We start from the raw sequence: 24,307 nt of genomic DNA on the forward strand, positions 1-24,307 counted from the left end.
TTCGTTTATTCTTCTTCAGCCAGCTTCAGTTGCCAGCCGGTAACCTCTTTCCAGTAGCTCTGTTCCCGCTCCAGGTCCAGCTGAACCAGGGTATTCTGGTCGAAAAAGCCTTTCGGAAAGGTCAGCGTCCAGTGACCATCATCGGTTGTCAAATCCAGCGATTCAGGACGGGTTGTCGCCTGTCTCTGGTTACTGAGCAGGGCCGCCAGCCGCAGGATGAAAATAAGCGGTAAATACTGCTTTTTCTTGAAGGAGAGAAAGCGGGGAAACTCATCCGGCTTAATCCCTTTGCGGTGATAACGGACCAGCGTTGCCAGTAATAACTGCTGGGACTGGCTGAAGCCCGGCATATTGGAGTTTTGCAGAATATAAGATGAATGGCGCTGCATACCGCTGTGGTTAATGGATAAGCCGACTTCATGCAGCATAGCGGCCCACTGCAGTAACGCGGTCAGCTGCGGGTTAGCAAGCTTAGGGTTTTGCTCCGCCCACTGAAGATGTAAATGTTGTACGGTGGACAGCACACGGGCGGCTTGTTCATTATCAATGGCGTAATGATTCGCCAGGCTCTGTGCCGTTCGGGTACGGATATCCTGATGGCGGAACCGGCCTTCCATTTCATAGAGCACACCTTCACGCAGCGCACCGTCAGAAAACAACAGTTCCCGAATGCCGAGAGAATCAAAGACCCCACGCAGAATGGCAAGCCCGGGAACAAAGACGGCTTTTCGCTCTTCAGAAAGTCCGGGCAGACTCAGGGCATCAAAAGACTTAAACCGGATCACTTCATCGTAAAGACGGTCCAGCCCTTCAGGAGTGAGCGTTTTCTCTTTTTCTCCCAGCGCGGTGAGCACTTCACAAGCCGCTTTGATGGTACCGGACGCCCCCAGGGCATATTTCCAGCCATGCAGCCGGAATTGCCATGACAGGGTTTCCAGCTTCTGTACCGCAGCCAGACGGGCCCGCCGGAAATTATCGGCAGAGATGACGCCTCCCGGGAAGTAGATATTAGAGAAACTGACGCACCCCATACGACGGCTTTCCACCAGTTGCGGTTCGAAGTCCTCGCCGATGACCAGCTCCGTAGAACCGCCACCGATATCGATCACCAGTTTGCGGCCTTTTTCCGGTTGGGTGTGTTCAACCCCCATGAAAATCAACCGGGCTTCTTCGTTACCGGCAATGATTTCAATCGGGTAGGGGATCACTTCTGCGGCGCGCCGTAAAAACTCTTCCGCGTTGGTGACCACCCGCAGGGTATGTGTCCCGACAATGGAAACATTGGCAGGGTCGAACCCCTGCAGCCGCTCGGCAAATAAAGCCAGGCAGGACAGGCCGCGGTCAATTCCTTCTTCACTCAGGCGATTATCGCTATCGATAGCATCGGCCAGATGGACCCGTTGTTTCAGACGACTGAGCACCTGTAAGGCACCATCGACAACCCGGGCGATCACCATATGAAAGCTGTTAGAGCCGAGGTCAATCGCCGCGAATTCCTGAGGCTTTGCGATTTTTTTATCTGTTTTTGGCATAAATATTATTCAGGTTGTTCCAGATTTTTGATGTAGTCGTAAATGGCCAGTTGTCCGCGGACTTTACGGCGGTTACCTCTGGGCACATATTGATTACTCAGCTCTTTATCGATGATCCTTGCCTTCACGGTATCACTGAACAGAATACCGATAATATCAAGAATGCGTTGTTTAATTTGCGGGTCAAGAATAATAACGGCCACCTCGATACGGTAATCGATATTACGCGTCATCCAGTCAGCCGACGAGAGATAGACTTTTTTATCGCCGTCGTTCTCAAAAATATACACCCGATCATGCTCAAGATAGCGATCCACGATACTGATCACCCGGATATTGGTACTGATACCGGGTAAATCCGGGATCAGCGAACACATTCCGCGCACCAGCAAATTCACTTTAACCCCGGCCCCGGAGGCGGCGTACAGGCGGTCTACCAGACCTTTGTCCACCAGGTTATTGATCTTCAGGGTGATGCCTGCCGGCTTACCTGCCTGTGCGTTGGCGATTTCCTGGTCGACCAGTTTATACAGCATACGCCGTGAGTTTTGCGGCGATACCATCAGGTAATCGAAAGAGACCGGGCGGTAAGGGTTTTCTATAAAGTTGAATACCCGCCTGACTTCATTCGTGATCCGGGCATCTGAGGTTAACAGCGAGTAATCCGTATATAGGCGTGCTGTCTTTTCGTTAAAGTTACCGGTACCGATATGCGCATAACGGACAACTTCTTCGCCCTCACGGCGGGAAATCAGGAACAGTTTGGCGTGAATTTTTAAGCCCGGCGCAGAAAAAATGACATGCACCCCGGCCTCTGTCAGGCGTTTTGCCCAATGAATATTGGCGGCTTCATCAAAACGCGCCTGCAGTTCGACCACAACCGTCACTTTTTTACCGTTGTGCGCCGCATGGATCATGGCCTCCATGATCCGTGAATTTTTGGCGACACGATAAATATTAATTTTGATTGAGAGTACGGCCGGGTCAAAAGAGGCCTGACGCAGGAACTCCAGCACGTGCTCAAACGTGTGATAGGGGTAATACAACAGAATGTCCCGTGCGCGCACCGCATCAAAACCATTACGGAACCCGTTAAACCCCTGATGACGAATCGGCGGCAATGGCTTGTTTTCCAGATTGCGCTGGCCGACATTCGGGAACTGGATAAAATCTTTGAAATTGTGATAACGACCGCCCGCCAGAATAGAGTCCTGGTTCGAGACAGAGAGTTTTTCACACAGCAGCTCCACCATTTCAGCCGGCATATCACGCTGATAGACAAAACGTACCGGCTCGGCCGTCAGACGCTGTTTCAGGCTGGATGACATCAGCTCAAGCAGGCTGGATTCCATTTCGGTCACCAGATCATACTCCGCATCACGCGTCATCTTCATGGAATAGGCATTCAGTTCGTCGTAGTCAAAGAAGCCTTTAAAGATTTCGTTCAGGCAGTAACGAAGAATATTATCCAGCAGGATCATGGGTTTTCGTCTGCGCGGCGGTTCGGCCGGCAGATTGATGAAGCGCGGCACTTTATCTGACGGGATCTCCAGCAGTGCATAGCGTTTACGGCTGCCACGGATCAGTTCCACCGCCAGATAGGTATAGTCATCTTTCAGAAACTGAGTGAGATCGGTATCGCTGTTGATCAGGATAGGGGTGACATGCGGGCGCAGATGCTGGCGGAAATAATTCCGTAGCCAGATTTGCTGATTCGGTGAAAGCTGCCGTTCATTGATCAGGAAAATCTGGTTGCGGGCCATTTCCAGCAGTAATTCATTATACAGATGGTCAAATTCCTGATCGGCTTTTACAACCCGTTGCTGTATTTTTTTCAGCAAATGACGCGGCACGGTGACGGAACCTTGTTCCTCACCAATCAGAATACGGCGTTTCAGATCAGCAAAGCGGACTTTATAAAATTCATCCAGATTGCTGGAATAAATCCCCAGAAAGCGCATACGTTCAATTAACGGATTCAGTTTATCCGCCGCTTCCTGCAGCACCCTCTCGTTAAAAGATAACCAGCTTAGTTCTTTCTCTATGTACAGTTTTTCCTGACCCATTACCACTCCGTATCACTCTGACAGAACTCCGGTCCCAGTGTCTCGTAACATTATGGCGAGAATATGGCAGAAATGTCCAATACTGGTCAGTTTCCTTCGGGGCGGTCAGCGGTTTGCCGGCAGATGAAAAGAATAACGCTGCCGGAAGGCAGCGCAGAGAGATTAACGAACAGCGTGTTCCGGAGAGTAGCCGCCGGGCGGGAGAGGGATATTATCCAGCCAGGCCTGATGATTACGCAGCGCCAGCCGCCCCTCAAGGAACCAGCGGATAGCCTGCGGATAAAGCGAGTGTTCTTCGGCTTTGACTCTGGCCTGTAACTGTTGCTCTGTTTCACCAGGGAAAACCGGGATCCTCGATTGCAGGATAACCGGTCCGCCATCCAGTTCCTCGGTGACGAAATGCACGGAAGACCCATGTTCACGGTCCCCGTTTTCCAGCACCTGGCGATGAGTATGTAACCCGGGATACGCCGGCAGGAGAGAAGGATGGATATTAAGCATCCGTCCGGTATAACGGGCAACGAATTCCGGACTTAAAATACGCATATATCCGGCCAGGACGACCAGATCCGGATGAAAGTTGTCAATTTCCGCCATCAGCTGACGGTCAAATTGCTGACGATCAGAAAACGCGGCCGGGTCGAGTGACAGGGCAGGGATACCGGCCTCACGGGCATAGTCAAGGCCCCCTGCGCTGGCTTTGTTACTGACGACTGCGGTAATTTCAGCCGCCAGTTGACCTGACCTGCAGGCATGCAGAATCGCCTGCAGGTTACTGCCGGTTCCTGAAATCAGGATAACCAGCTTTTTCATCACTTGATAATGACCTGCTCTGCAGAAGGTTCCGCGGCTGCAATTACCCCGATCTTCCACGCTTTTTCTCCGGCATCCTGCAATAATTGCAGCGCCTGATCGGCGTTCTCCGGGCTCAGCGCAATGACCATACCGACACCACAGTTAAAGGTGCGATACATTTCATGGCGGCTGACATTCCCTGCCTGCTGTAACCAGTTAAATACGGCCGGCCACTGCCAGCTGGACTCATCGATGACCGCACAGGTGTTTTCCGGCAGGACACGCGGGATATTTTCCCAGAAGCCGCCACCGGTCAGGTGGGCTATCGCATGCACATCCACCTGCTCAACCAGGCTAAGGATATTTTTGACGTAAATACGGGTCGGTTCCAGCAGGTGATCGGCCAGAGATTTGCCTTCCAGTTGTTTCACGGTCGGGTCGGTCTGGCTCACTTCCAGAATTTTACGGACCAGAGAATATCCGTTTGAGTGCGGGCCGCTTGAGCCCAGGGCCAGTAACACATCCCCTTCACTGACTTTACTGCCATCAATGATTTCTGATTTTTCCACCACCCCGACACAGAAACCCGCGACATCGTAGTCTTCACCGTGGTACATGCCTGGCATTTCAGCCGTTTCACCGCCGACGAGTGCACATCCGGACTGCGAACAACCTTCGGCGATCCCGGTGATCACGGCGGCAGCGGTATCGACATCCAGTTTGCCGGTCGCGTAGTAATCCAGAAAAAATAAGGGCTCAGCACCCTGTACCACCAGATCGTTGACACACATGGCCACCAGGTCAACACCAATGTGATCATGGCGTTTCAGGTCCATCGCCAGGCGCAATTTTGTTCCCACACCGTCGGTACCTGAAACCAGCACCGGTTCGCGGTATTTTTGTGGTAAGGCACAAAGTGCACCAAAGCCTCCGAGGCCTCCCATCACTTCCGGGCGGCGGGTTTTTTTCACAACCCCTTTAATACGGTCAACCAGAGCATTACCGGCATCAATATCAACACCGGCATCTTTATAACTGAGAGTGGTTTTGTCGGTCACTGCAGATTCCCCACGCGAATTGCGGTTGGTGGTTTAAATAGAGCGTGGGTATTCTAGCAGTGCAGGCAAACGTTTGCGAGTCTGTTGTTCACCTCTCTTCACTGAGCATACCCCCGGTGTCTGATTCTGTTTTTTCCGGAAAATCTGCGCCTCAGATTTGCGTTAAGTCAGTATCGGCCATCCGTAAAAAGCGCTATAATCCGACGATTTTTTTTTAGCTCAACACTTTCCGGGAGAAGAATAATGAAGATCGTGGAAGTCAGACACCCCCTGGTCAGACATAAACTTGGCCTGATGCGTGAACACGATGTCAGTACTAAGCGCTTTCGTGAATTAGCCTCTGAAGTCGCAAGCTTGCTGACGTATGAAGCGACGGCTGATCTGGAAACAGAAACCGTGACGATTGAAGGCTGGAATGGTCCGGTAGAAATTGATCAGATCAAGGGTAAAAAAATTACCGTGGTTCCTATCCTGCGGGCAGGGCTGGGCATGATGGACGGTGTGCTGGAACATGTTCCGAGCGCCAGGATCAGTGTGGTCGGGGTTTATCGCGATGAAAAAACCCTGGAGCCGGTGCCTTACTTCCAGAAGCTGGTCTCCAATATAGAAGAACGTATGGCGCTGGTGGTCGATCCGATGCTGGCAACCGGGGGATCGATGATTGCCACCATTGACCTGCTGAAACAGTCTGGCTGTGAATCCATCAAAGTTCTGGTGCTGGTCGCGGCCCCGGAAGGGATTGCAGCACTGGAAAAAGCGCATCCGGATGTCGAGCTATATACCGCGTCGGTCGATCAGGGATTGAATGAGCACGGATACATTATTCCGGGGCTCGGTGATGCGGGCGATAAAATTTTCGGGACTAAGTAAGCCCGGAATGCGGGGCAGGGGCAGGAGACTGTTTTCCTCCGCCGGAAGCCGCGGATGCAGGCAGGGCCTGATGACCGCGCCGTCTCCGGCGCGGTCCCGGGCAATCCCCGCGACTTCTCTGGCCCGCAGTGACCGCACTTTTTTTTCGCCGGAAGAGACCGGCACTATTCTGTTTGTTCTGACCGACGTGATGTCGGTTTTTTTATGTCCGGTAAAAATAAAAATGAAGGGGATGAAGGAATGACACGGCGTACGATAGAAGTGAATGAAAGACCACCTTTGCTGCAAACTATCCCGTTAAGCCTGCAGCATCTGTTTGCAATGTTCGGGGCGACGGTTCTGGTACCGATACTGTTTCACGTTAATCCGGCGACCATTCTGCTTTTCAATGGCCTGGGCACTTTGCTGTATCTGTTTATCTGTAAAGGCAAAATTCCGGCGTATCTCGGGTCCAGTTTTGCGTTTATTTCCCCCGTATTACTGTTGTTACCTCAGGGATATGACCTGGCGTTGGGCGGCTTTATTCTGTGCGGGGTCCTGTTTTGTCTGGTGGCATTCATTGTCAAAAAAGCCGGCACCGGCTGGCTGAATGTGATGTTTCCTCCGGCAGCCATGGGGGCCATTATCGCCATCATCGGTTTAGAGCTGGCCAGTGTTGCGGCCGGGATGGCCGGGTTATTACCGGCGAACGGTGCGCTGATGGATAATAAAACGGTACTGGTCTCACTGGTCACCCTCGGTGTCACGGTGTTCGGATCCATTCTGTTCCGGGGCTTCCTGGCGATAATCCCGATTCTGATTGGCGTCGTCGCCGGTTATGTGCTGGCTTCCTGCCTGGGGATGGTGAACTGGTCGGTGGTCGAACAAGCCCCCTGGCTGGCATTACCGACATTCTACAGGCCGCGCTTCGAATGGGCGGCAATGCTGACGGTTCTGCCGGCGGCACTGGTGGTGATTGCCGAACATGTCGGTCATCTGGTGGTGACGGCAAATATTGTAAAACGTGATCTGATAAAGGATCCGGGCCTGCACCGTTCCATGTTCGCCAACGGCCTGTCAACGATCATCTCCGGCTTTTTCGGTTCCACACCCAATACCACTTACGGCGAGAATATCGGTGTGATGGCGATTACCCGGGTCTACAGTACCTGGGTGATTGGCGGGGCCGCGATTATTGCTATCTGCCTGTCCTGTGTCGGTAAACTCGCGGCATTAATTCAGGCGATTCCGGTCCCGGTGATGGGCGGTGTGTCGCTGCTACTGTACGGCGTTATTGCGGCCTCCGGTATCCGTGTACTGATCGATGCTAAAGTGGATTACAGCAACGCAAAAAATCTGATGCTGACCGCTATCATCCTGATCATCGGGGTCAGCGGTGCGAAAATTCAGGTGGGTGCCGTTGAACTGAAAGGGATGGCGCTGGCAACGATTGTCGGGGTGATCCTGAGTGTGATTTTCCATCTGATCGGAGTGCTGCGCCCGGAAAAGGATGACGCTGCCGGCAGGGGATGATCCGCGGATCCCTCATCGGACAGCCTGGCGGGTTGTCCGATTCATCTCCGCGGGAAAGTTGTGATAGACTGAGCGCGTTTTTTGCCATTTATGCTGAGGTGCACCTGAACACGCCGGCGCAATTGTCATTGCCACTTTACCTGCCTGACGATGAAACCTTTGCCAGTTTCTGGCCCGGGGCCAATTCGTCGCTACTCGCTGCGCTCAAAGGAGCGTTAACACAGCAACATGGCGGCTATCTCTATTTCTGGTCACGTGAGGGCGGGGGAAGGAGCCATTTACTGCATGCCGCCTGTGCCGAGATATCCTCACGGGATGAAGCGGTAGGCTATGTGCCGCTTGATAAACGGACCTGGTTTGTTCCGGAAGTTCTGGAAGGGATGGAACATCTGGCGCTGGTGTGCATCGATAATATCGAATGTATTGCCGGGGATGAAGACTGGGAGATGGCTATCTTCGATCTCTATAACCGGATCCTGGAAACCGGGAAAACCCGCTTACTGATCACCGGCGATCGACCGCCAAGACAGCTGAATCTGAAACTCGCTGACCTGGCATCCCGTCTTGACTGGGGGCAGATCTACCGTTTGCAGCCTCTGTCCGACGATGAAAAATTACAGGCCATGCAGTTACGGGCAGGGCTGAGAGGGTTCGAGTTGCCGGAAGATGTCGGTCGTTTTCTGCTTAAGCGGCTCGACAGAGAGATGCGTACCTTATTTGAAACGCTGGACAGGTTAGATCATGCCTCGATCACCGCCCAGCGTAAACTGACGATCCCTTTCGTGAAAGAAACCCTCAGTCTTTAGCAATCGAGGATTTCAATAACCTGCTCAGGAGGCCGGCCCAGCCGGGCCCGGTCACCGTTTACCACTAACGGCCGTTCTATCAGTTTCGGATGGCTGGCCATCGCCGCCAGTAATTCATCCTCCGTCAATGTGTTATCGGCCAGCCCCAGTGTTTTATAGATTTCCTCATTACGCCGCATCAGCTGGCGAGGATCACTGAATCCCGCGGCCACCAGCAGCTGTTTCAGCGTCGCCGGGGATGGCGGGGATTCAAGGTAAAGAATAATTTCCGGATCAATCCCGTGTTGCTGCAGCAGGCTGAGGGTCTCTCTGCTTTTGGAACAGCGGGGATTGTGATAAATCTGGATAGTCATAGGAGATTAACCTTTCTGATACTGGCGGAAACGTTGCTGTAACTGACGCAACTGATCGATACGGGCATCATAACGCGCCTGTTTCAGGCTGCCAACGGGGACCTGTGCACTGGCACTGGTCAGAGCCCGAATCGCCTGTTCCAGTTGTCCGTTCAGTGCCAGCCCCTGAGCCTGAGCAAATAACACCTCGTCACTGTCGCCCAATGCAGCATTTGCCTGCGTGAGGAGATCCCAGCCGTTAGGGTCATCCGGATAACTCCAGGTATAGCGATTCAGCAGGGTGCGGGCCTCGCCGGGCTGGCCGGCTTCCAGACGGGCATTCGCCAGATTCAGCTGGATCACCGGGTTTTTCTGCAACGGGCTGCTCACCGACGTCAGTAACTTCACCGCCGCCGCTGGCTGTTTCAGACCGATGTCGATGTCGCTCATAATATCCAGAAACCACAGATTATCCGGATGCTGTTGCAACAGCGGTTGAATGATATTTTCGGCATCACGGAATTTCTTTGCCTGCAGGAATAATACCGCTTTACCGTACCGGGCGGCCAGTTGCTGACGCTGATTACCTTTCGCATACTGGTCGAGAATATCGTCCAGCAGCCCGTTAGGTTGCCCCCCCGTCGTGCCATACATTCCCATAATTCGCACCCTGGCGAAGAAGAAATCCTGAGACGAATGCACCACGACGGCAGGCATCTGATTGGCACGATTCCGTGCATCGGCCAGCCGGCTATCCGGTAACGGGTGAGTCAGCAGGATCTCCGGGGGTTTTGAATCATACCGGGATAAATCCGCCAGTTTTTGCATAAAATCCGGCATTGCCTGCGGGTCAAAGCCGGCGCGATCCAGTACCTGAATACCGATACGATCGGCTTCTTTTTCGTTTTGCTGAGTAAAGCTGATGATCCCCTGCTGTGTACCGGCCAGGGTACCGGTCAGTGCCGCCATCCCGACCTGCGGATTGGCCATGGCCAGCAGAATGGAGCCCAGGGCGCCAACCCAGGTGAGAGGCGCACTACGTTTCTGTTCTTCCATTGCCCGGGCGAGGTGACGCTGGGTTACGTGCGAAATCTCATGGGCCATAACCGAGGCCAGTTCGCTTTCGTTATCGGTATAGCGAAACAGGGCAGAATGCAGCACCACATTACCGCCGAAGAAGGCAAACGCATTCAGCTCATCATTCTGAATCAGGTAAAAGTGAAAGGGGGTTTTGACCGAATAAGCATGGGCCACCAGGCGCTGGCCCAGGGTGTTGATGTAACTGTCCAGCAGCGGGTCATTGATCAGCGGTGCACTTTGGCGTAATTCACGCACGTAAAAGTCACCCATCTGCAGCTCTTCACTAATCGACAGTGTGGAGCCGGCGGTAGTCCCGATATCCGGCAGGGTATCCGCCACATCGGCGGCAGAGACAGCCGTGATCCCCCCTCCGGCAGACGTCAGTAATATCAGCGTTGCCAGCGTGTTTTTTAACGAGAACGTCATTCTCCGTCCCTGTTCGTCAGCAGTGGAACAATGACCCTGATACTGAGGCAGGTTCGCCGGTTTCGCAACGGCTCATATCTGAATCTGCGTGAATGGCGAACGGTGTCAGAGGGGGTCGTTATACGCTGAAGTATAACAGAGTGACGGCAGAGGCGTGAGCGCCGTCCTGAGAGGGTGTGATACCGGCGGATAATCCCGACAGCGGTATCACACCGGGGGATCAGGACTGCAGGTAATTCAGGATAATGTCGTGATGATTGGAGGTTTTAAAATCATCAAAGACTTTTTCCACCGTCCCGTCAGCCGCAATCAGAAAACTGGTACGATGAATACCGTCATAGGTTTTCCCCATAAATTTCTTCTCACCCCAAATTCCGAACTGCTCACAGACCTGGTGGTCTTCGTCGGACAACAGGGTGAAGTTCAGTAACTCTTTCTCTGCAAAACGGGACAGCTTCTCCGGTTTATCGGTGCTGATCCCCAGCACCTGTACTCCGGCGCTGTTCAGGGCTGCCATATTATCCCGTAAGCCACAGGCCTGTACCGTACATCCCGGGGTCATCGCTTTAGGGTAAAAGTATATAAGTACCCGCTCACCCTGGAAGTCGGTCAAATTAACCTGTTCCCCATCCTGATCAGGCAAGCTGAACAAAGGTGCTTTATCACCGGCTTTCAGTGGATTCATCACAACTCTCCGAACTTATCTCTGGGCTCTATCCGCCCGTGGGTATTAAGATATCTGCTAACCTTACCTTCGGAAAAAACTGGCTGTGGCACAAGTGCGTAAAATGCGCAATTTTTCCCTGATAAGGGTAACTTCCGGGCAGGTGCCTTCACCGGCCGGGAAATGTTTCTGACGCGTCACTGTCGAGTATGCTAAACAGCCGTATACTGCCCTGCGCGTGCAGTTCTGTACAGAGCTGATGAAACGCCTGTTCAAAAATATGACGTTCATTCTGACCGGTGCTGTGTGCGGTCATCTGAATATACAGGGTCGGGGACTGCCCTGCGCTGACCGGGTGAGTACGCGAGACCAGTTCGGCAATATTCATCCGGTGTTTATCCATCAGGTCGGTAAAGCGTTCGATGATACTGGGCGAGTCGGCCACTTCGACTTCAATCCGAACGGTTTCCGGCCTTGGCGGATGAGCCTCAACTTCTGTCCTTTTCATCACGATCAGCAGTTCGAGTTCAGCCCCTTTCATCGGCAGCGTGGACTCGATCCGGCCGATAGCGTCCCAGCACCCGGACAACAGCATAATAAAGGTGAATTCGTCCCCTAACAGAGCCAGTCGGCTGTCATCGATATTGCAACCGCAGCGGCTGACATGGCGGGTGATGGTGTTCACTATCCCCGGCCGGTCAGCACCCAACGCGGTAATGACCAAATGGTGTTGTTGTGATGGCGACAAAGTATGCTTTCCTGTTCTTTTACTAATAACCCTAAGGTAAACATAAAAAAAACTGCTGACAAGCACATGAAGCGTCTGGCTTGCTTGCTTTTCACCTGAGGTAAACCGTACCATGAACTAATTGTTGGTTGAGGGGATCGCTAATGTTTACCGGAAGTATTGTTGCGCTAATCACGCCGATGGACGATAACGGCCATCTTTGTCGGGAAAGTCTGAAAAAACTCATTGATTATCATGTTGATAGCGGAACGTCTGCCATCGTGTCCGTCGGTACGACGGGAGAGTCGGCGACACTCAGCCATGAAGAGCATGTGGACGTCGTAAAAGCCACGGTCGAACTGGCAGACGGACGTATTCCTGTCATTGCCGGCACCGGCACCAACGCGACTGCCGAAGGTATTGCACTGACCCGTCATTTTGAAAACAGCGGAGTGGTGGGGTGCCTGACCGTCGTCCCTTATTACAACCGTCCAACGCAGGAAGGGATGTACCAGCATTTCAAAGCGATCGCCGAAAGCACCGATTTACCACAAATGCTGTATAATGTGCCGTCCCGTACCGGGTGCGACATGTTACCCGATACCGTTGCCCGCTTAGCCGAAATTAAAAATATTATCGGAATTAAAGAGGCGACAGGGAACTTATCACGTGTGAGTCAGATCCAAGAGCTGGTTGATGAGAAGTTTATTCTGCTGAGCGGCGATGACGCCAGTGCATTAGACTTTATGCAACTGGGTGGCTCGGGTGTCATTTCTGTCACAGCGAATATTGCTGCCCGTGAAATGGCAGAAGTATGTACGCTTGCTCAGCAAGGAAATTTTGCTGAAGCCCGGCGCCTGAATCAACGTCTGATGGCTTTACATCACACGTTATTTTGTGAACCCAATCCTATCCCCGTTAAGTGGGCAGCCAGGCAGCTGGGATTGATCGCGAAAGACACTTTACGCTTGCCGATGACGCCGTTAACTGCAAAAGCAGAACCTGTCATCGCCGGGGCAATGCGTGAAGCCGGTCTGCGATAATTTAGGGAGTTTCGATGGCTTATTCAGTTAAGAGTTCGGCAGTCGCCAAAGTTGCCGGTTTGTCAGTGGTGTTATTACTGACCGCCTGTTCTCATGATCAGCATTACAAACGGGAAATCAATGGCAACCAGGATTACCTGAAAGCGGCAGGACTGCAGGATCTCAATACCCCTTCAGGTATGATTTTACCGCTGCAGAATAGCCAGTATCAGGTACCGGCGGGCACCATGAAAGGGGCTACCGGCAAGCAGCTGGATATTCGTCCGCCAGCCCAACCGCTGGCACTGCTGAATGGCAGCCGGACACAGCTTTCCGGTAACAGCGCATTGCTTATCATTGAAAATCCGCAATCGGATATCTGGGACCAGGTCGTGGGTATTCTGCAGGCACAGAAATACGGCATTGCACAACGTGATGACGCGACTCAGCAATTAACCACGGAATGGATCAACTGGAATCGTCCGGATGAAGACCATCAGTACCGTGGCCGCTACCAGATAGCGGTACAGAAGCAAAGCTACCAGACGGTGATCACCGTTCGTTCGCTGGATCTGCAGCAAAAGGGCGGGACTGTCACGAGTGCCGAAGAAATTCAGCGTTATAACACCCAACTGCTGAATACACTGACAACCGGACTGAATGCTGTCGCGACGGCGCGTGCCAATGCCGCCGGTAATGTGACCGGCAGCATTGATGTGCAAAGCGGTGCGGATGATACCGGGTTGCCGGATCTGATTATTCGTGCGCCGTTCAATACGGCCTGGGAACGCTTACCTGCAGCATTGTTACGTGTGGGTATGAAAGTGTCCGATAAAGACCGTTCTGAAGGTAGCCTGAAAGTGAGTTACAGCGCACCGGGTAGCAGTACCTGGGATGCTCTGGGGGCGAAAGACCCGGGCCTGGTGAACGGGGATTACAAATTGCAGTTAGGTGATTTGGATAACCGGAGTAGCCTGCAGTTCATCGACCCGAAAGGGCATGTGCTGACCCAGTCGCAGAATGATGCGCTGGTTCCGGTGTTACAGGCCGCGTTAAACAAATAAGTCCAGAAGGCCGGAGCTTCTCCGGCCTTTTTATTTTTGTTTTGGCATAGTAGTATTCCGCAAGGTAAACGATTGCGTGGCGTGAAGATTCCGATAAAATCAGCAACCGTGCGTAAGTTCTTTCATGTTTGGAGTTAATAAGATGCAAAAGCAAGCTGAGTTGTATCGCGGCAAAGCTAAAACAGTGTTCAGTACTGAGAATCCTGACTTACTGATACTGGAATTCCGCAATGATACATCAGCAGGAGACGGGGCAAGAATTGAGCAGTTTGACCGCAAGGGAATGGTTAACAACAAGTTTAACTATTTTATTATGCAAAAGCTGCAACAGGCCGGTATTCCGACTCAGATGGAAAGATTGCTTTCTGACACCGAAGCCCTGGTGAAAAAACTCGATATGGTGCCGGTGGAGTGTGTGGTACGTAACCGTGCAGCCGGTTCTCTGGTGAAAAGACTGGGTGTGGAAGAGGGTATCCCCCTGAATCCGCCGCTGTTTGATCTTTTCCTGAAAGACGATGCTCATCATGACCCGATGATCAATGAATCTTATTGCGAAACCTTTGGCTGGGTCAGCCAGCAGCATCTGGCGCGGATGCGTGAACTGACGCTGCAGGCAAACACGGTACTGAGCCAGTTGTTTGATGACGCCGGGCTGATACTGGTGGACTTCAAACTGGAATTTGGTCTGTTCCGCGGTGAAGTCGTGCTGGGGGATGAATTTTCTCCGGACGGCGCACGCCTGTGGGATAAATCGACCATGGCTAAAATGGATAAAGACCGTTTCCGTCAGAGCCTGGGCGGTGTTGTGGAAGCTTATGAAGAAGTGGCTCACCGCCTGGGTGTTCCGCTCGATTAATTTCCGCAGAACCTCGTGCTGAAACGCCGGTAGGGCACTGTCTGGTGCCACCGGCGTTTTTGTTTTTGGCATATCCTGCCGGCCGTTTATCCCCCGCCTGTCTTTGCGTTATCTTCCGGTACTGGTTATCTTTCCGTTCAGCCACTAAAATCAGTCTATTGTAATAAAAAATAACAGAGGTAACAGATGCGTTGGCAAGGGCGTCGGGAAAGTGACAACGTAGAGGACAGACGTGATCAGTCCTCTGCTGACAGCAGCGGGACAGGGGGCGGAGGCATTCGTATTCCGCGGGGGAAAAGCGGTATTGTGATACTGATTGTGGTGGTGGTGGCCGGCTATTATGGCTATGACCTGACGCCGTTGCTCGGCGGCGGAAGCTCTCAGAGCCAGGTGTCCACCTCTTCACAGACCACCGGGAAACCACAGCCTCATACGGCGGCGGATGACCAGGCAGCGAAGTTTACCTCGGTGATCCTCGCCTCCACAGAAGATGTCTGGGGGCAGATATTCCAGAAAATGGGCCGCCATTATGTGGATCCTAAGCTGGTGATGTACCGGGGACATACCACCACCGGCTGCGGTACCGGACAGTCAGTGATGGGGCCTTTTTATTGCCCGGCGGATCAGACCGTTTATATCGATCTCTCCTTTTATGATGAGCTGAAAAATAAGCTGGGAGCCGGGGGTGACTTTGCTGACGGCTATGTGATCGCCCATGAAGTCGGTCACCACGTTCAGAAATTGTTAGGGATTGAAGAAAAGGTCAGACAACAGCAGCAGCAAGGCAGCAAGGCGGAAGCAAACCGCTTATCTGTGAAGCTGGAATTACAGGCCGATTGCTTTGCCGGGGTGTGGGGGCATTACATGCAGCAACAGAATGTACTGGACACCGGTGACCTGCAGGAGGCGCTGAATGCCGCAGAGGCGATTGGTGATGATAAGCTTCAACAGCAGAGCCAGGGACGTGTCGTGCCGGACAGCTTCACCCACGGAACATCACAACAGCGCTACAGCTGGTTCAAACGTGGTTTTGACAGCGGAGACCCGGCTCAGTGCAACACCTTTGCGGCTCAATGACAGCACTGCTTTCTGAATGTGAACTGATGCGGCGAACCGGGGTTCGCCGCATCTGTATTATCAGTGGGGAGGACGGCTGGGTCAGTCAGTCAGCGCAGAGACTCCGGCAGAACCTGGCGGGGGACTGGCTGACCGTCAGTACCGATACACAGACGCTTTCCCCCTGTATTCCCCCCTCAGCGGTCAGGCAATGTCTGGGCCGCGAGTTTCTTCATGCCATTTTTGATGCCCGATCCGGTTTTCATGCGGAAGCGCTGGCGACCGTGGCCGGTACCTTACTGGCCGGTAGCTGGATGCTGTTGCTGCTGCCGGCCCGTGAGAGGTGGGAGCACTGGCAGGATCAGGACAGCCTGCGCTGGGCCGATACTGCGGAGGCGATCGCCGTCCCCGGGTTTATGCGGCATCTGCAATCGGTGCTCGCCTCGTCCCCGGACGTCAGTTACCTGGAACAGTATCAACCCGCCAGAGTAGCGCCGATCACCGGTCATCAGACATGGCAATGCCGCGCCCCCGCGCAGCAGGCAGTGTTACTTCACCGGCTACAGGCCATGCAGCAGGGCGTGGCGGTCGTCACTGCCCCCCGGGGACGCGGGAAATCTGCGCTGGCCGGGATGCTGGCCCGGGATAACCCGGGGGCACTGATCTCTGCACCCGCCAAAGTTTCTACCGAAGTCTTACAGCACTTTGCCGGGCAACATTTTCAGTTTATGGCCCCGGATGCGCTGATTGCTGCGGGGAAGACGGGAGAGGGCTGGCTGATTGTCGATGAAGCCGCGGCCATCCCCGCCCCCGTGTTGCAACAGATGGTCAGCCGCTTCAGGCGTGTGCTGCTCTGTACCACGGTGCAGGGCTATGAAGGCACAGGCCGCGGTTTTCTGCTGAAGTTTTGCGCCGGATTACCGGAGGTAGCTCAGTACACTCTTTCTGAACCGCTGCGCTGGGCGGCCGGGGATCCTCTGGAACGTTTTATTGATGCGCTGTTTCTGTTTGACGATAGCACCGCCCCCCCGGCCGGCCGGGGCACCGGCATCCGGCGTCTGCCGCCAGCGGTCTGGTCAGAGGAACCCGCGAAAGCACAGGACGTGTACCGCCTGCTGACGGCAGCCCATTACCGGACCTCACCGCTGGATTTACGGCGAATGATGGATGCTCCCGGCATGACTTTGCTGGTCGATGAAGCGAACACCGGGTTGCGGGGGGCCTTGTGGTTACTGGAGGAAGGCGGGCTCTCATTGCCGCTCAGTGAGGCGGTGTGGGCCGGATTTCGCCGTCCGAAAGGGAATCTGGTGGCGCAGTCTCTGGCCGCCCATGCCGGTTTCCCTCAGGCGGCCTGCATGCATTCTCTGCGCATCAGTCGTATTGCCGTTCACCCGCAGGTGCGCCGTCAGGGGAGAGGCCGGGCACTGGTGATGGCAGCGATTGCCGCGGCAGAAGGCTATGATTATCTGTCGGTCAGTTTCGGTTATACCCCTGAGCTATGGCATTTCTGGCGGTCATGCGGGTTTCGTCTGGTCAGGCTGGGGACCCAGCGTGAAGCCAGTAGTGGCTGTTATGCGGCCATGGCTATCCTTCCGCGGACGGTGGCAGCAGAACAATTAGCCGCCGCCGCTGAGCGGCGATTATCCCGTGACGGGGGATATATGCGCCAGCGCGGGTTGTCAGATCCGGATTTACCTGTCGCTGAAGAAGACAGCGATACGGCACTGAATGATGAAGACTGGCGTGAGCTGGCGGCGTTCGCCTGGGGAAGGCGGCCGTTTGAATCGGCTTTCCCGGCACTGATGCGCTTACAGGCCAACCTGCCGCTATCTTTTCTCTGTTTATCTGCGCTGTCGGCTGAGGAGGGCGCTATCTGCGAACAGCAGTCGGTCGTAGCGGCGGGGGGCAGAAAGGCGTGGCTGCGTCTGCTGCGTGAGGAAGTCGCTCAGGCATTGTCCGCACGTCATCCGTCCGTGGTCAGTCAGTGGGCCAGTCGGCTGCGGGCACTGCAAAACGTCTGATCCGCGGAGCAAGCTGCTCAGGCGATATCCGCGATCCTCCGGCGCAAAGGGAAATCTGTGGAGATAAGGCGGCCCCGCAGCAGGGCTGATGATGCCATTATCCGGCAGGGAGGATGTGGGGCCGGATGAAAAAACAGAGCCGGAAGGGGAGGAACACGGATATCCGCAGAGGATATCCGTGTGAGGTCTGATTATTTTTTCTTTGGCCAGTCGTCGTCGTCGTCCCACTTATCGTTGAAATCACGATGTGGCGGGAGTTCAGGTTTATTATCCAGATATTTCTTCGTATCGACGCGTTTCAGATCTTTATACACATTCATCAGAATGCCGACCATAAACACAATAATTAAAACCCACCAATACTCTTTTAACCATTCCATGACGTGACTCCTTCAGTCATCAGGCAATCAGCTGGTCCATGATCCTCTGGTACATCCGGCTGAGTGTTTGCAGATCAGATGCTTTCACACATTCATTAATTTTATGGATGGTGGCATTGACCGGCCCCAGTTCCACGACCTGCGTTCCCATCCGTGCGATAAAACGTCCGTCAGAGGTACCGCCGTTAGTCAGCAGTTGTGGCCTGATTTCATTATAGTGCTGAACTGCGTTTACTACCGCATCCACCAGTTTACCTTTCGGAGTAAGGAAAGGCTGACCGGAAAGATTCCATTCCAGGGTGTACCGGAGCTGATGGCGTGTCAGCAGGGACTCCACCTGTTCACGGATCATGGTATCGGTCAGTTCCGTACTGAAACGGAAGTTGAACTGCACAAAAAGATCGCCCGGGATCACGTTATTACTGCCGGTACCGGCCTGAATATTGGCAATCTGCATGCTGGTGGGGGGGAAGAACTCATTACCTTCATCCCAGCGGGTGGCCGCCAGCTCAGTCAGTGCCGGCAATGCGCGGTGTACCGGGTTATCGGCAAGGTGCGGATAAGCCACATGGCCCTGTACACCATGTACCGTCAGATTCGCGGTAATGGATCCCCGACGGCCATTTTTAACCACATCCCCGACCACTTCGGTACTGGAGGGTTCACCGACCAGGCAGTAGTCCATGCGCTCCCGGCGCGCCATCAGAGCATCAACTACTTTGACGGTACCGTTTATTCCGCTCGCCTCTTCATCAGACGTGATCAGAAAGGCCAGGCGACCACGATGGTTCGGGTTCATGGTGACAAAGCGCTCCGCTGCCACCACCATGGCCGCCAGTGACCCTTTCATATCGGCCGCACCACGACCAAACAACATACCGTCGCGGATCGTCGGTTCAAAAGGCGGGTTTAACCAGTGGCGGGCCTCTCCCGGCGGGACGACATCGGTATGGCCTGCAAAGGCCAGTGTTTCGCCTTCGCCCCGGGTCGCCCAGAAGTTTTTGGTATCTCCAAAATTCATCGGTTCAATCCGGAAACCGATCGCTTTCAGACGGTCGGTTAACAGCGACTGACACCCGGCATCCTCAGGACTTACCGAAGGACAACGGATCAGTTGCTGTGCAAGCTCAATAACGGGGCAAAACATTATACATTCTCCTGAATAAACGTCAGGTAAGTGGAAGGTGAAAAACCGGCGAGCAGGTGACCGTTGGCTGCACATAACAGCGGACGTTTAATCACGGCCGGATGTTCCAGCATCACCCTGACAGCGCTGGCATTATCCTGAACGGTGTCACGGAGTTCTTCAGGTAGGTTTCGCCAGGTGGTACCGCGCTTATTCAGCAGCGTTTCATAGCCCAGTGTGTCAACAAATGCCGATAAGCGACGGCTGTCGATTCCGTCAGCACGGTAATCATGGAAGCGGAAAGCAATACCCTGTTCTTCAAGAAAGCGACGTGCTTTACGCATGGTGTCGCAGTTCTTAATTCCATACAGGGTCAGGCAGGGAGTGGTTTCATTATTTATCATTCAGGGGAACAACCTGTTATTAAAAGTGCTGCCAGCCACACCAGAGGACTGGTCTGATAAACCATTTATCATCTATGCCTGTGATAATGCCGTATCGGCGCCGTTTAATCTACCCTGCAGTCATGCCGTTGGCCTTGACTGGCGCGGGGGGAAGGCCATTTTTGGCAGCTAAAACGCTTCGTCGGGAGTCCGGTTGCGGATCCTGCGGTTTTGTTCTGTTGCGGATATGCCCCGGATATCTCACCGTCCCGTCGCGGGCCAGGGGAAAGGGGTGCCAGAACATTGTCTTACATTTTTCAACGACAGGCGCTGAAATACGGTTTTTTTGATACAAAACACCCGACATAACATTAAATTATATTACTTTTGCCCACAGGGTAACGACAGACTGTGATCCCCGACGAATAACGGGTCTTTACGGAGGATGTATTTAACGGGTAGGATGCGACGCCCCATTTTTTTCTTATGACAGAATTTTATGACGTTGCGTGGGATGTTGTACTCCGTTCGCAATATCCAAAACGCAAACGATTACTGTTGTGTGGCAGATGGTCAGGACAAACAGGATAACTATGAAACATACAAAAAAAACAGCCGAAGAGTTACGAGCGGCAAAGCGTAAATGGCTTAATTCGCACGATGCCGGTTACCGGAAAGAGATGGGTAACCGACAGGTACAGATGATTGCTATTGGTGGTGCGATCGGTACCGGATTATTTCTGGGCGCCGGGGCCCGTTTACAGGCAGCCGGTCCGGCACTGGCTCTGGTCTACCTGGTCTGTGGTATTTTTTCCTTTTTCATTCTCCGTGCACTGGGTGAACTGGTGCTGCATCGCCCGTCGAGCGGGAGTTTTGTCTCTTACGCCCGTGAATTTATGGGCGAAAAGGCCTCCTACGTTGCCGGCTGGATGTATTTTGTTAACTGGGCAATGACCGGTATTGTCGATATTACTGCCGTGGCGTTGTATATGCATTACTGGGGTGCATTCGGTGACGTCCCGCAATGGGTCATTGCGCTGGGGGCCTTAGCGGTCGTCGGTACCATGAATATGGTCGGGGTGAAGTGGTTCGCCGAAATGGAGTTCTGGTTCGCGCTGATTAAAGTCATTGCTATCGTGGTGTTCCTGATCGTCGGTGTGGTTTTTCTCGGCAGCGGCAAACCTCTGGCGGGCAGTCAGCCTGGTTTCCATCTGATCACCGATAACGGGGGCTTATTCCCGCATGGACTGTTAGCGGCACTGGTGCTGGTGCAGGGCGTGGTATTTGCTTTTGCCTCTATTGAGCTGGTGGGGACTGCGGCCGGTGAATGTAAAAACCCGAAAATCATGGTGCCGAAAGCGATCAACAGTGTTATCTGGCGTATCGGCCTGTTTTATGTAGGTTCTGTAGTCCTGCTGGTCCTGTTACTGCCCTGGAATGCCTATCAGTCCGGTGAAAGTCCGTTTGTGACATTCTTCTCTAAACTGGGTATCCCGTATATTGGCAGCATTATGAACATTGTGGTACTGAGTGCCGCGCTGTCCAGCCTGAATTCCGGTCTCTATTCGACCGGCCGTATTCTGCGCTCAATGTCGATGGGCGGGTCGGCACCGAAGTTTATGTCGCGGATGAACCGTCAGCAGGTCCCTTATGCAGGTATTCTGGTGACTATCGGGGTCTATATTTTCGGGGTACTGCTCAACTATCTGGTGCCTTCTCAGGTATTCGAAATCGTTCTTAATGTGGCATCACTGGGGATTATCTCTTCCTGGGGCTTTATCGTGTTATGCCAGCTGAAACTGCGTAAGGCGATTAAAGAAGGGAAAGCGGAAGATATCAGCTTCAAGTTGCCGGGGGCTCCGTTCACCTCCTGGCTGACTTTACTGTTCCTGTTCAGTGTGCTGGTTCTGATGGCTTTCGACTACCCTAACGGGACTTATACTATCGCCTCTATCCCGCTGATTATGATCATACTGGTTGCCGGCTGGTTTGGCGTGCGCAAACGCGTTAATGCGATTGCTGCACAGCAACATGATCATGCCGGGAGCGTGCCGCTGGATAAGCTTTGATTTCCGGTAATGCATAAGATGAAAAACCTGCCGCCGGCAGGTTTTTTTTTGCCGTGGCAGGTCAGCCAATCCTGAAACTTACCGCAGAGCCGATTAATCAACAAGAGTCCGAAGATTCTTATTGAGGCAGACCAGGGCATTCCGGATGATTCCTGTTTAGTTCGTCTGTACCGGAGATCCTGTCCGGCGCCTTCCCCGGTAAAGTGTTATGCAACTATATAAAATTCTTTTGTTATCGTTATTGCTCCCGGCGGGGGCCTGCCACGCGGCACAACCGGTCCAGACAATTATTTCCGGATGGGAGTTAACCTGTGATAATTTTTCTGCCTGTCAGGGACGGAATCTGAACAGCGATGGCGGGTTAATTATCAGCTTCTACCGGACATCTTCCCGGGCGCCGGTCAGCTGGCTGCACGTTGAACTGCATCCGCATGCAGCGCTGCCCGCGACAGAGACTCCGCTGACACAACGACTTAAGATAGATAACCAGCCGCTGACGCCGGTCCCGGCACAGGAGAGCAGCCACGCGTTACTGATCGATAATCCTGAGGCCGCACAGCAGATACTGTCGGCGCTGGTACACGGTAACCGGCTGACCGCCGGTCAGCCCGGCGGGGGCGGGATATCCCTGACGGCTCTGGGGGCGGTACTGGCAGAGGCCGACAGAATCCAGTCGGCGGTACAGCCTGCTTCCTCCGGACCGGAAACGCCCCCGATTCTGACGGTGGGCGGCGGTCAGCCGGCACCGGTCACGCCACTGACGGCTCCCGAGATCAGGGATTTTGTAGATTACGCAATTTCGCAGATAGATGTGAACAGTTGTCCGCTGGCCCCGGTATTCCGGCAGATCAAGCTGGCGGCCCTGAGTAATTCACAAGCCCTGATGCTGATCAGTTGTGAAAGTGCAGCGTACAATACCTTCTACCAGGCTTACCGAATCAGCCGTCAGGCACCGTTTATTGCCCGGCGCCAGGTCTTCCGTCTGCCGTTTACTTATCCGCAAGGGTTCGACCTGACGAATGTCCGTTATGATCCACAAACCCGTGAACTGACGACGTTATTATGGGGAAGGGCGTTGGGGGATTGCGGAACGGCCAGCCACTGGCGTTACGATGGTCAACAGTTTGTGCTGGAGAAATTCAGCAGTGAAAGTGGCTGTGACCACTGGCATACCGCCAGTGACTGGCCGGTATTATGGTCATCACCGTCTGCGGACAGAGCCCTGCCCGCAGACGCCGGAACCTAAGGGCGGTGATTACTGACCAGTGCGGTGATCAGTTCGTTGACGCCATTACTCATCGGCATAAAATGGCTGGCACCGGTGCGGGCGACCACAATAAAGACCCCCACATTATGTTCAGGTGACATGGCGATATAAGTCATAAAGCCGCCACCTCCGCCGGTTTTTTCCAGCAGTGCGGGTCTCTCACCGTCCGCAGGCATATGCAGCCATCCCATGCCGATAGCATCGGCCCGGCCGGCGACATCCATCCCGTTAACACGCAACAGAGAAGAACGCGGATAAATCATTTTTTGCAGGTCAGGTGCTAACGGTGAACGCGGATGCCCGGTGGCGCTCAGGAACTGCTGCATCCAGCGGCCCATATCCTCAGGGGTGGAATAGACCCCACCGCTACCGATGGCGGCCAGGGTGTTATCACACGGGCTCGCATTCTCTTCCGGGATCATCAGCCTTTCACACTGGTCCGGTGACGGTGTAAAAGTGGTGTCTTTCATACCCAGCGGCCGGGTGACCAGTGTACGAAGCAACTGAGGATAAGGCTGACCGGCGGCTCGCGACAGGGCATCAGCCAGGAAGTCAAAGCCAAGGTTGGAATAGGAGACTTCAGTCCCTGGCGAGTATTTGAGTCTGGCATGCGCAAGCCAGGACCAGCGCTGATTGTGCACCGGCCAGACAAAGACCGGACGGTTCGCTCTACCGCCAGGCATTTCACGGGGCAGGCCGGCACTGTGGGTCGCCAGGTTGATTAACCGGATACTGTTACCATGCCACGTCGGGACGACGGCACCCTTTGGTGCATAGCGGCTCAGCGGATCATTAAAGTGAACCCGGCCGGATTCGGCGAGATGAACCAGTACATCGGTGGTCATCAGTTTACTCAGTGACGCTATCCTCACCACTGAATCTTTTCCCGGATGGATACGGCTTCCCGGCCGGGTTTCTCCCAGACCGGTAAAGACCCGCTCGTTGCCATCGATAACCATGATCGCCATACCGGCGGCCCGGGTACCCTTGAAAATCTGATCTGCATAACGGTCGGTAATCTGAGATGTCAGTTCCGGTGACGGGGTGACCTGTGCCTGGCTACAGAATGAATAAAGTGAGCCAGCCAGCGCCAGCAAAAGTGATGCATGCTTTTTCAATCGATAATGTCCGTGGAAAATCAGTGGATAACGGGAAAGGGATAGTGTAATGGGTTTAACGCTGGCGGAAAGAGAAT

At 53.7% G+C, this 24,307-nt stretch carries 22 protein-coding genes; 10 read left to right on the top strand and 12 right to left on the bottom strand.

Going from position 1 to position 24,307, the window contains the following annotated elements; translation table 11 throughout:
* Window positions 1-5 precede the first annotated feature (5 nt).
* The 4 genes from ppx to purM all read right to left on the bottom strand — a co-directional run bounded on the left by ppx (window position 6) and on the right by purM (window position 5,451).
* On the bottom strand, window positions 6-1,532 hold the full coding sequence (ppx, locus tag JK223_RS05920) for an exopolyphosphatase (RefSeq protein ID WP_212713294.1): 1,527 nt from the start codon (window positions 1,530-1,532) through the stop codon (window positions 6-8).
* A 5-nt stretch (window positions 1,533-1,537) separates the two neighbouring features.
* Entirely contained in the window at window positions 1,538-3,598 is a 2,061-nt protein-coding gene (gene ppk1, locus JK223_RS05925; protein WP_212713295.1) for a polyphosphate kinase 1, read from the bottom strand.
* A 162-nt stretch (window positions 3,599-3,760) separates the two neighbouring features.
* Window positions 3,761-4,411 carry a phosphoribosylglycinamide formyltransferase gene (gene purN, locus JK223_RS05930; RefSeq protein WP_212713296.1) on the bottom strand — a complete coding sequence of 217 codons (651 nt, stop codon included), beginning with the start codon at window positions 4,409-4,411 and terminating at the stop codon, window positions 3,761-3,763.
* Window positions 4,411-5,451, bottom strand: a complete 1,041-nt coding sequence (purM, locus tag JK223_RS05935) for a phosphoribosylformylglycinamidine cyclo-ligase (protein WP_212713297.1) — start codon at window positions 5,449-5,451, stop codon at window positions 4,411-4,413. Before purM ends, purN begins: the two co-directional genes overlap by 1 nt.
* A gap of 243 nt (window positions 5,452-5,694) precedes the next feature.
* Between purM and upp the strand changes: the two genes are divergently transcribed.
* The 3 genes from upp to hda all read left to right on the top strand — a co-directional run bounded on the left by upp (window position 5,695) and on the right by hda (window position 8,639).
* Window positions 5,695-6,321, top strand: coding sequence for a uracil phosphoribosyltransferase (upp, locus tag JK223_RS05940; protein WP_212713298.1), 627 nt, complete (start codon window positions 5,695-5,697; stop codon window positions 6,319-6,321).
* A 240-nt stretch (window positions 6,322-6,561) separates the two neighbouring features.
* On the top strand, window positions 6,562-7,833 hold the full coding sequence (gene uraA / locus JK223_RS05945; RefSeq protein WP_212713450.1) for a uracil permease: 1,272 nt from the start codon (window positions 6,562-6,564) through the stop codon (window positions 7,831-7,833).
* 104 nt (window positions 7,834-7,937) lie between these two features.
* The gene (gene hda, locus JK223_RS05950) at window positions 7,938-8,639 is read left to right on the top strand and encodes a DnaA inactivator Hda (RefSeq protein WP_212713451.1); all 702 of its coding nucleotides are present in this window, start codon (window positions 7,938-7,940) and stop codon (window positions 8,637-8,639) included.
* On the opposite strand, the gene arsC is transcribed toward hda, so the two are convergent.
* The 4 genes from arsC to JK223_RS05970 all read right to left on the bottom strand — a co-directional run bounded on the left by arsC (window position 8,636) and on the right by JK223_RS05970 (window position 11,889).
* The gene (gene arsC, locus JK223_RS05955; protein WP_212713299.1) at window positions 8,636-8,992 is read right to left on the bottom strand and encodes an arsenate reductase (glutaredoxin); all 357 of its coding nucleotides are present in this window, start codon (window positions 8,990-8,992) and stop codon (window positions 8,636-8,638) included. The two genes, hda and arsC, sit on opposite strands and share 4 nt — an antisense overlap.
* A gap of 6 nt (window positions 8,993-8,998) precedes the next feature.
* Window positions 8,999-10,477, bottom strand: a complete 1,479-nt coding sequence (locus JK223_RS05960) for a M48 family metallopeptidase (protein WP_212713300.1) — start codon at window positions 10,475-10,477, stop codon at window positions 8,999-9,001.
* Window positions 10,478-10,697: 220 nt separating this feature from the next.
* Window positions 10,698-11,162: a thioredoxin-dependent thiol peroxidase gene (bcp, locus tag JK223_RS05965; RefSeq protein WP_025903620.1), complete on the bottom strand. Its 465-nt coding sequence runs from the start codon at window positions 11,160-11,162 to the stop codon at window positions 10,698-10,700.
* A gap of 148 nt (window positions 11,163-11,310) precedes the next feature.
* Window positions 11,311-11,889 (bottom strand): glycine cleavage system transcriptional repressor, encoded by a 579-nt coding sequence (locus tag JK223_RS05970; protein ID WP_212713301.1) that lies wholly within the window; start codon window positions 11,887-11,889, stop codon window positions 11,311-11,313.
* A 143-nt stretch (window positions 11,890-12,032) separates the two neighbouring features.
* Between JK223_RS05970 and dapA the strand changes: the two genes are divergently transcribed.
* The 5 genes from dapA (at window position 12,033) to JK223_RS05995 (ending at window position 17,887) form a co-directional block, all read left to right on the top strand.
* Window positions 12,033-12,911 (top strand): 4-hydroxy-tetrahydrodipicolinate synthase, encoded by an 879-nt coding sequence (gene dapA, locus JK223_RS05975; protein ID WP_212713302.1) that lies wholly within the window; start codon window positions 12,033-12,035, stop codon window positions 12,909-12,911.
* 14 nt (window positions 12,912-12,925) lie between these two features.
* On the top strand, window positions 12,926-13,954 hold the full coding sequence (gene bamC, locus JK223_RS05980) for an outer membrane protein assembly factor BamC (RefSeq protein WP_212713303.1): 1,029 nt from the start codon (window positions 12,926-12,928) through the stop codon (window positions 13,952-13,954).
* 142 nt (window positions 13,955-14,096) lie between these two features.
* The gene (gene purC, locus JK223_RS05985; RefSeq protein WP_212713304.1) at window positions 14,097-14,810 is read left to right on the top strand and encodes a phosphoribosylaminoimidazolesuccinocarboxamide synthase; all 714 of its coding nucleotides are present in this window, start codon (window positions 14,097-14,099) and stop codon (window positions 14,808-14,810) included.
* A gap of 186 nt (window positions 14,811-14,996) precedes the next feature.
* On the top strand, window positions 14,997-15,887 hold the full coding sequence (locus JK223_RS05990; RefSeq protein WP_212713305.1) for a neutral zinc metallopeptidase: 891 nt from the start codon (window positions 14,997-14,999) through the stop codon (window positions 15,885-15,887).
* On the top strand, window positions 15,884-17,887 hold the full coding sequence (locus JK223_RS05995; protein WP_212713452.1) for a tRNA(Met) cytidine acetyltransferase TmcA: 2,004 nt from the start codon (window positions 15,884-15,886) through the stop codon (window positions 17,885-17,887). The genes JK223_RS05990 and JK223_RS05995 overlap by 4 nt, the downstream gene beginning before the upstream one ends.
* A gap of 191 nt (window positions 17,888-18,078) precedes the next feature.
* On the opposite strand, the gene JK223_RS06000 is transcribed toward JK223_RS05995, so the two are convergent.
* The 3 genes from JK223_RS06000 to JK223_RS06010 are packed head-to-tail and all read right to left on the bottom strand — an operon-like array spanning window position 18,079 to window position 19,797.
* Window positions 18,079-18,267, bottom strand: coding sequence for a YpfN family protein (locus JK223_RS06000; RefSeq protein ID WP_212713306.1), 189 nt, complete (start codon window positions 18,265-18,267; stop codon window positions 18,079-18,081).
* Between the two features lie 19 nt (window positions 18,268-18,286).
* Window positions 18,287-19,414: a succinyl-diaminopimelate desuccinylase gene (gene dapE / locus JK223_RS06005; protein WP_212713307.1), complete on the bottom strand. Its 1,128-nt coding sequence runs from the start codon at window positions 19,412-19,414 to the stop codon at window positions 18,287-18,289.
* Window positions 19,414-19,797, bottom strand: coding sequence for an ArsC family reductase (locus tag JK223_RS06010; protein WP_212713308.1), 384 nt, complete (start codon window positions 19,795-19,797; stop codon window positions 19,414-19,416). The genes dapE and JK223_RS06010 overlap by 1 nt, the downstream gene beginning before the upstream one ends.
* Window positions 19,798-20,369: 572 nt before the next feature.
* On the opposite strand from JK223_RS06010, the gene ansP reads away from it, so the two are divergent.
* Complete coding sequence (gene ansP, locus JK223_RS06015) at window positions 20,370-21,845, top strand: L-asparagine permease (RefSeq protein WP_212713309.1); 1,476 nt, start codon at window positions 20,370-20,372, stop codon at window positions 21,843-21,845.
* A gap of 208 nt (window positions 21,846-22,053) precedes the next feature.
* Entirely contained in the window at window positions 22,054-23,091 is a 1,038-nt protein-coding gene (locus JK223_RS06020; RefSeq protein WP_212713310.1) for a DUF1176 domain-containing protein, read from the top strand.
* Here JK223_RS06020 and ampH read toward each other — a convergent pair.
* A complete protein-coding gene (gene ampH, locus JK223_RS06025) occupies window positions 23,088-24,230 on the bottom strand; it encodes a D-alanyl-D-alanine-carboxypeptidase/endopeptidase AmpH (RefSeq protein ID WP_212713311.1) in 1,143 nt (380 codons plus the stop codon). The genes JK223_RS06020 and ampH overlap by 4 nt on opposite strands.
* Window positions 24,231-24,307: the final 77 nt, after the last annotated feature.

Source organism: Tatumella sp. JGM118 (assembly GCF_018257515.1).
Lineage (GTDB): Bacteria > Pseudomonadota > Gammaproteobacteria > Enterobacterales > Enterobacteriaceae > Tatumella > Tatumella terrea.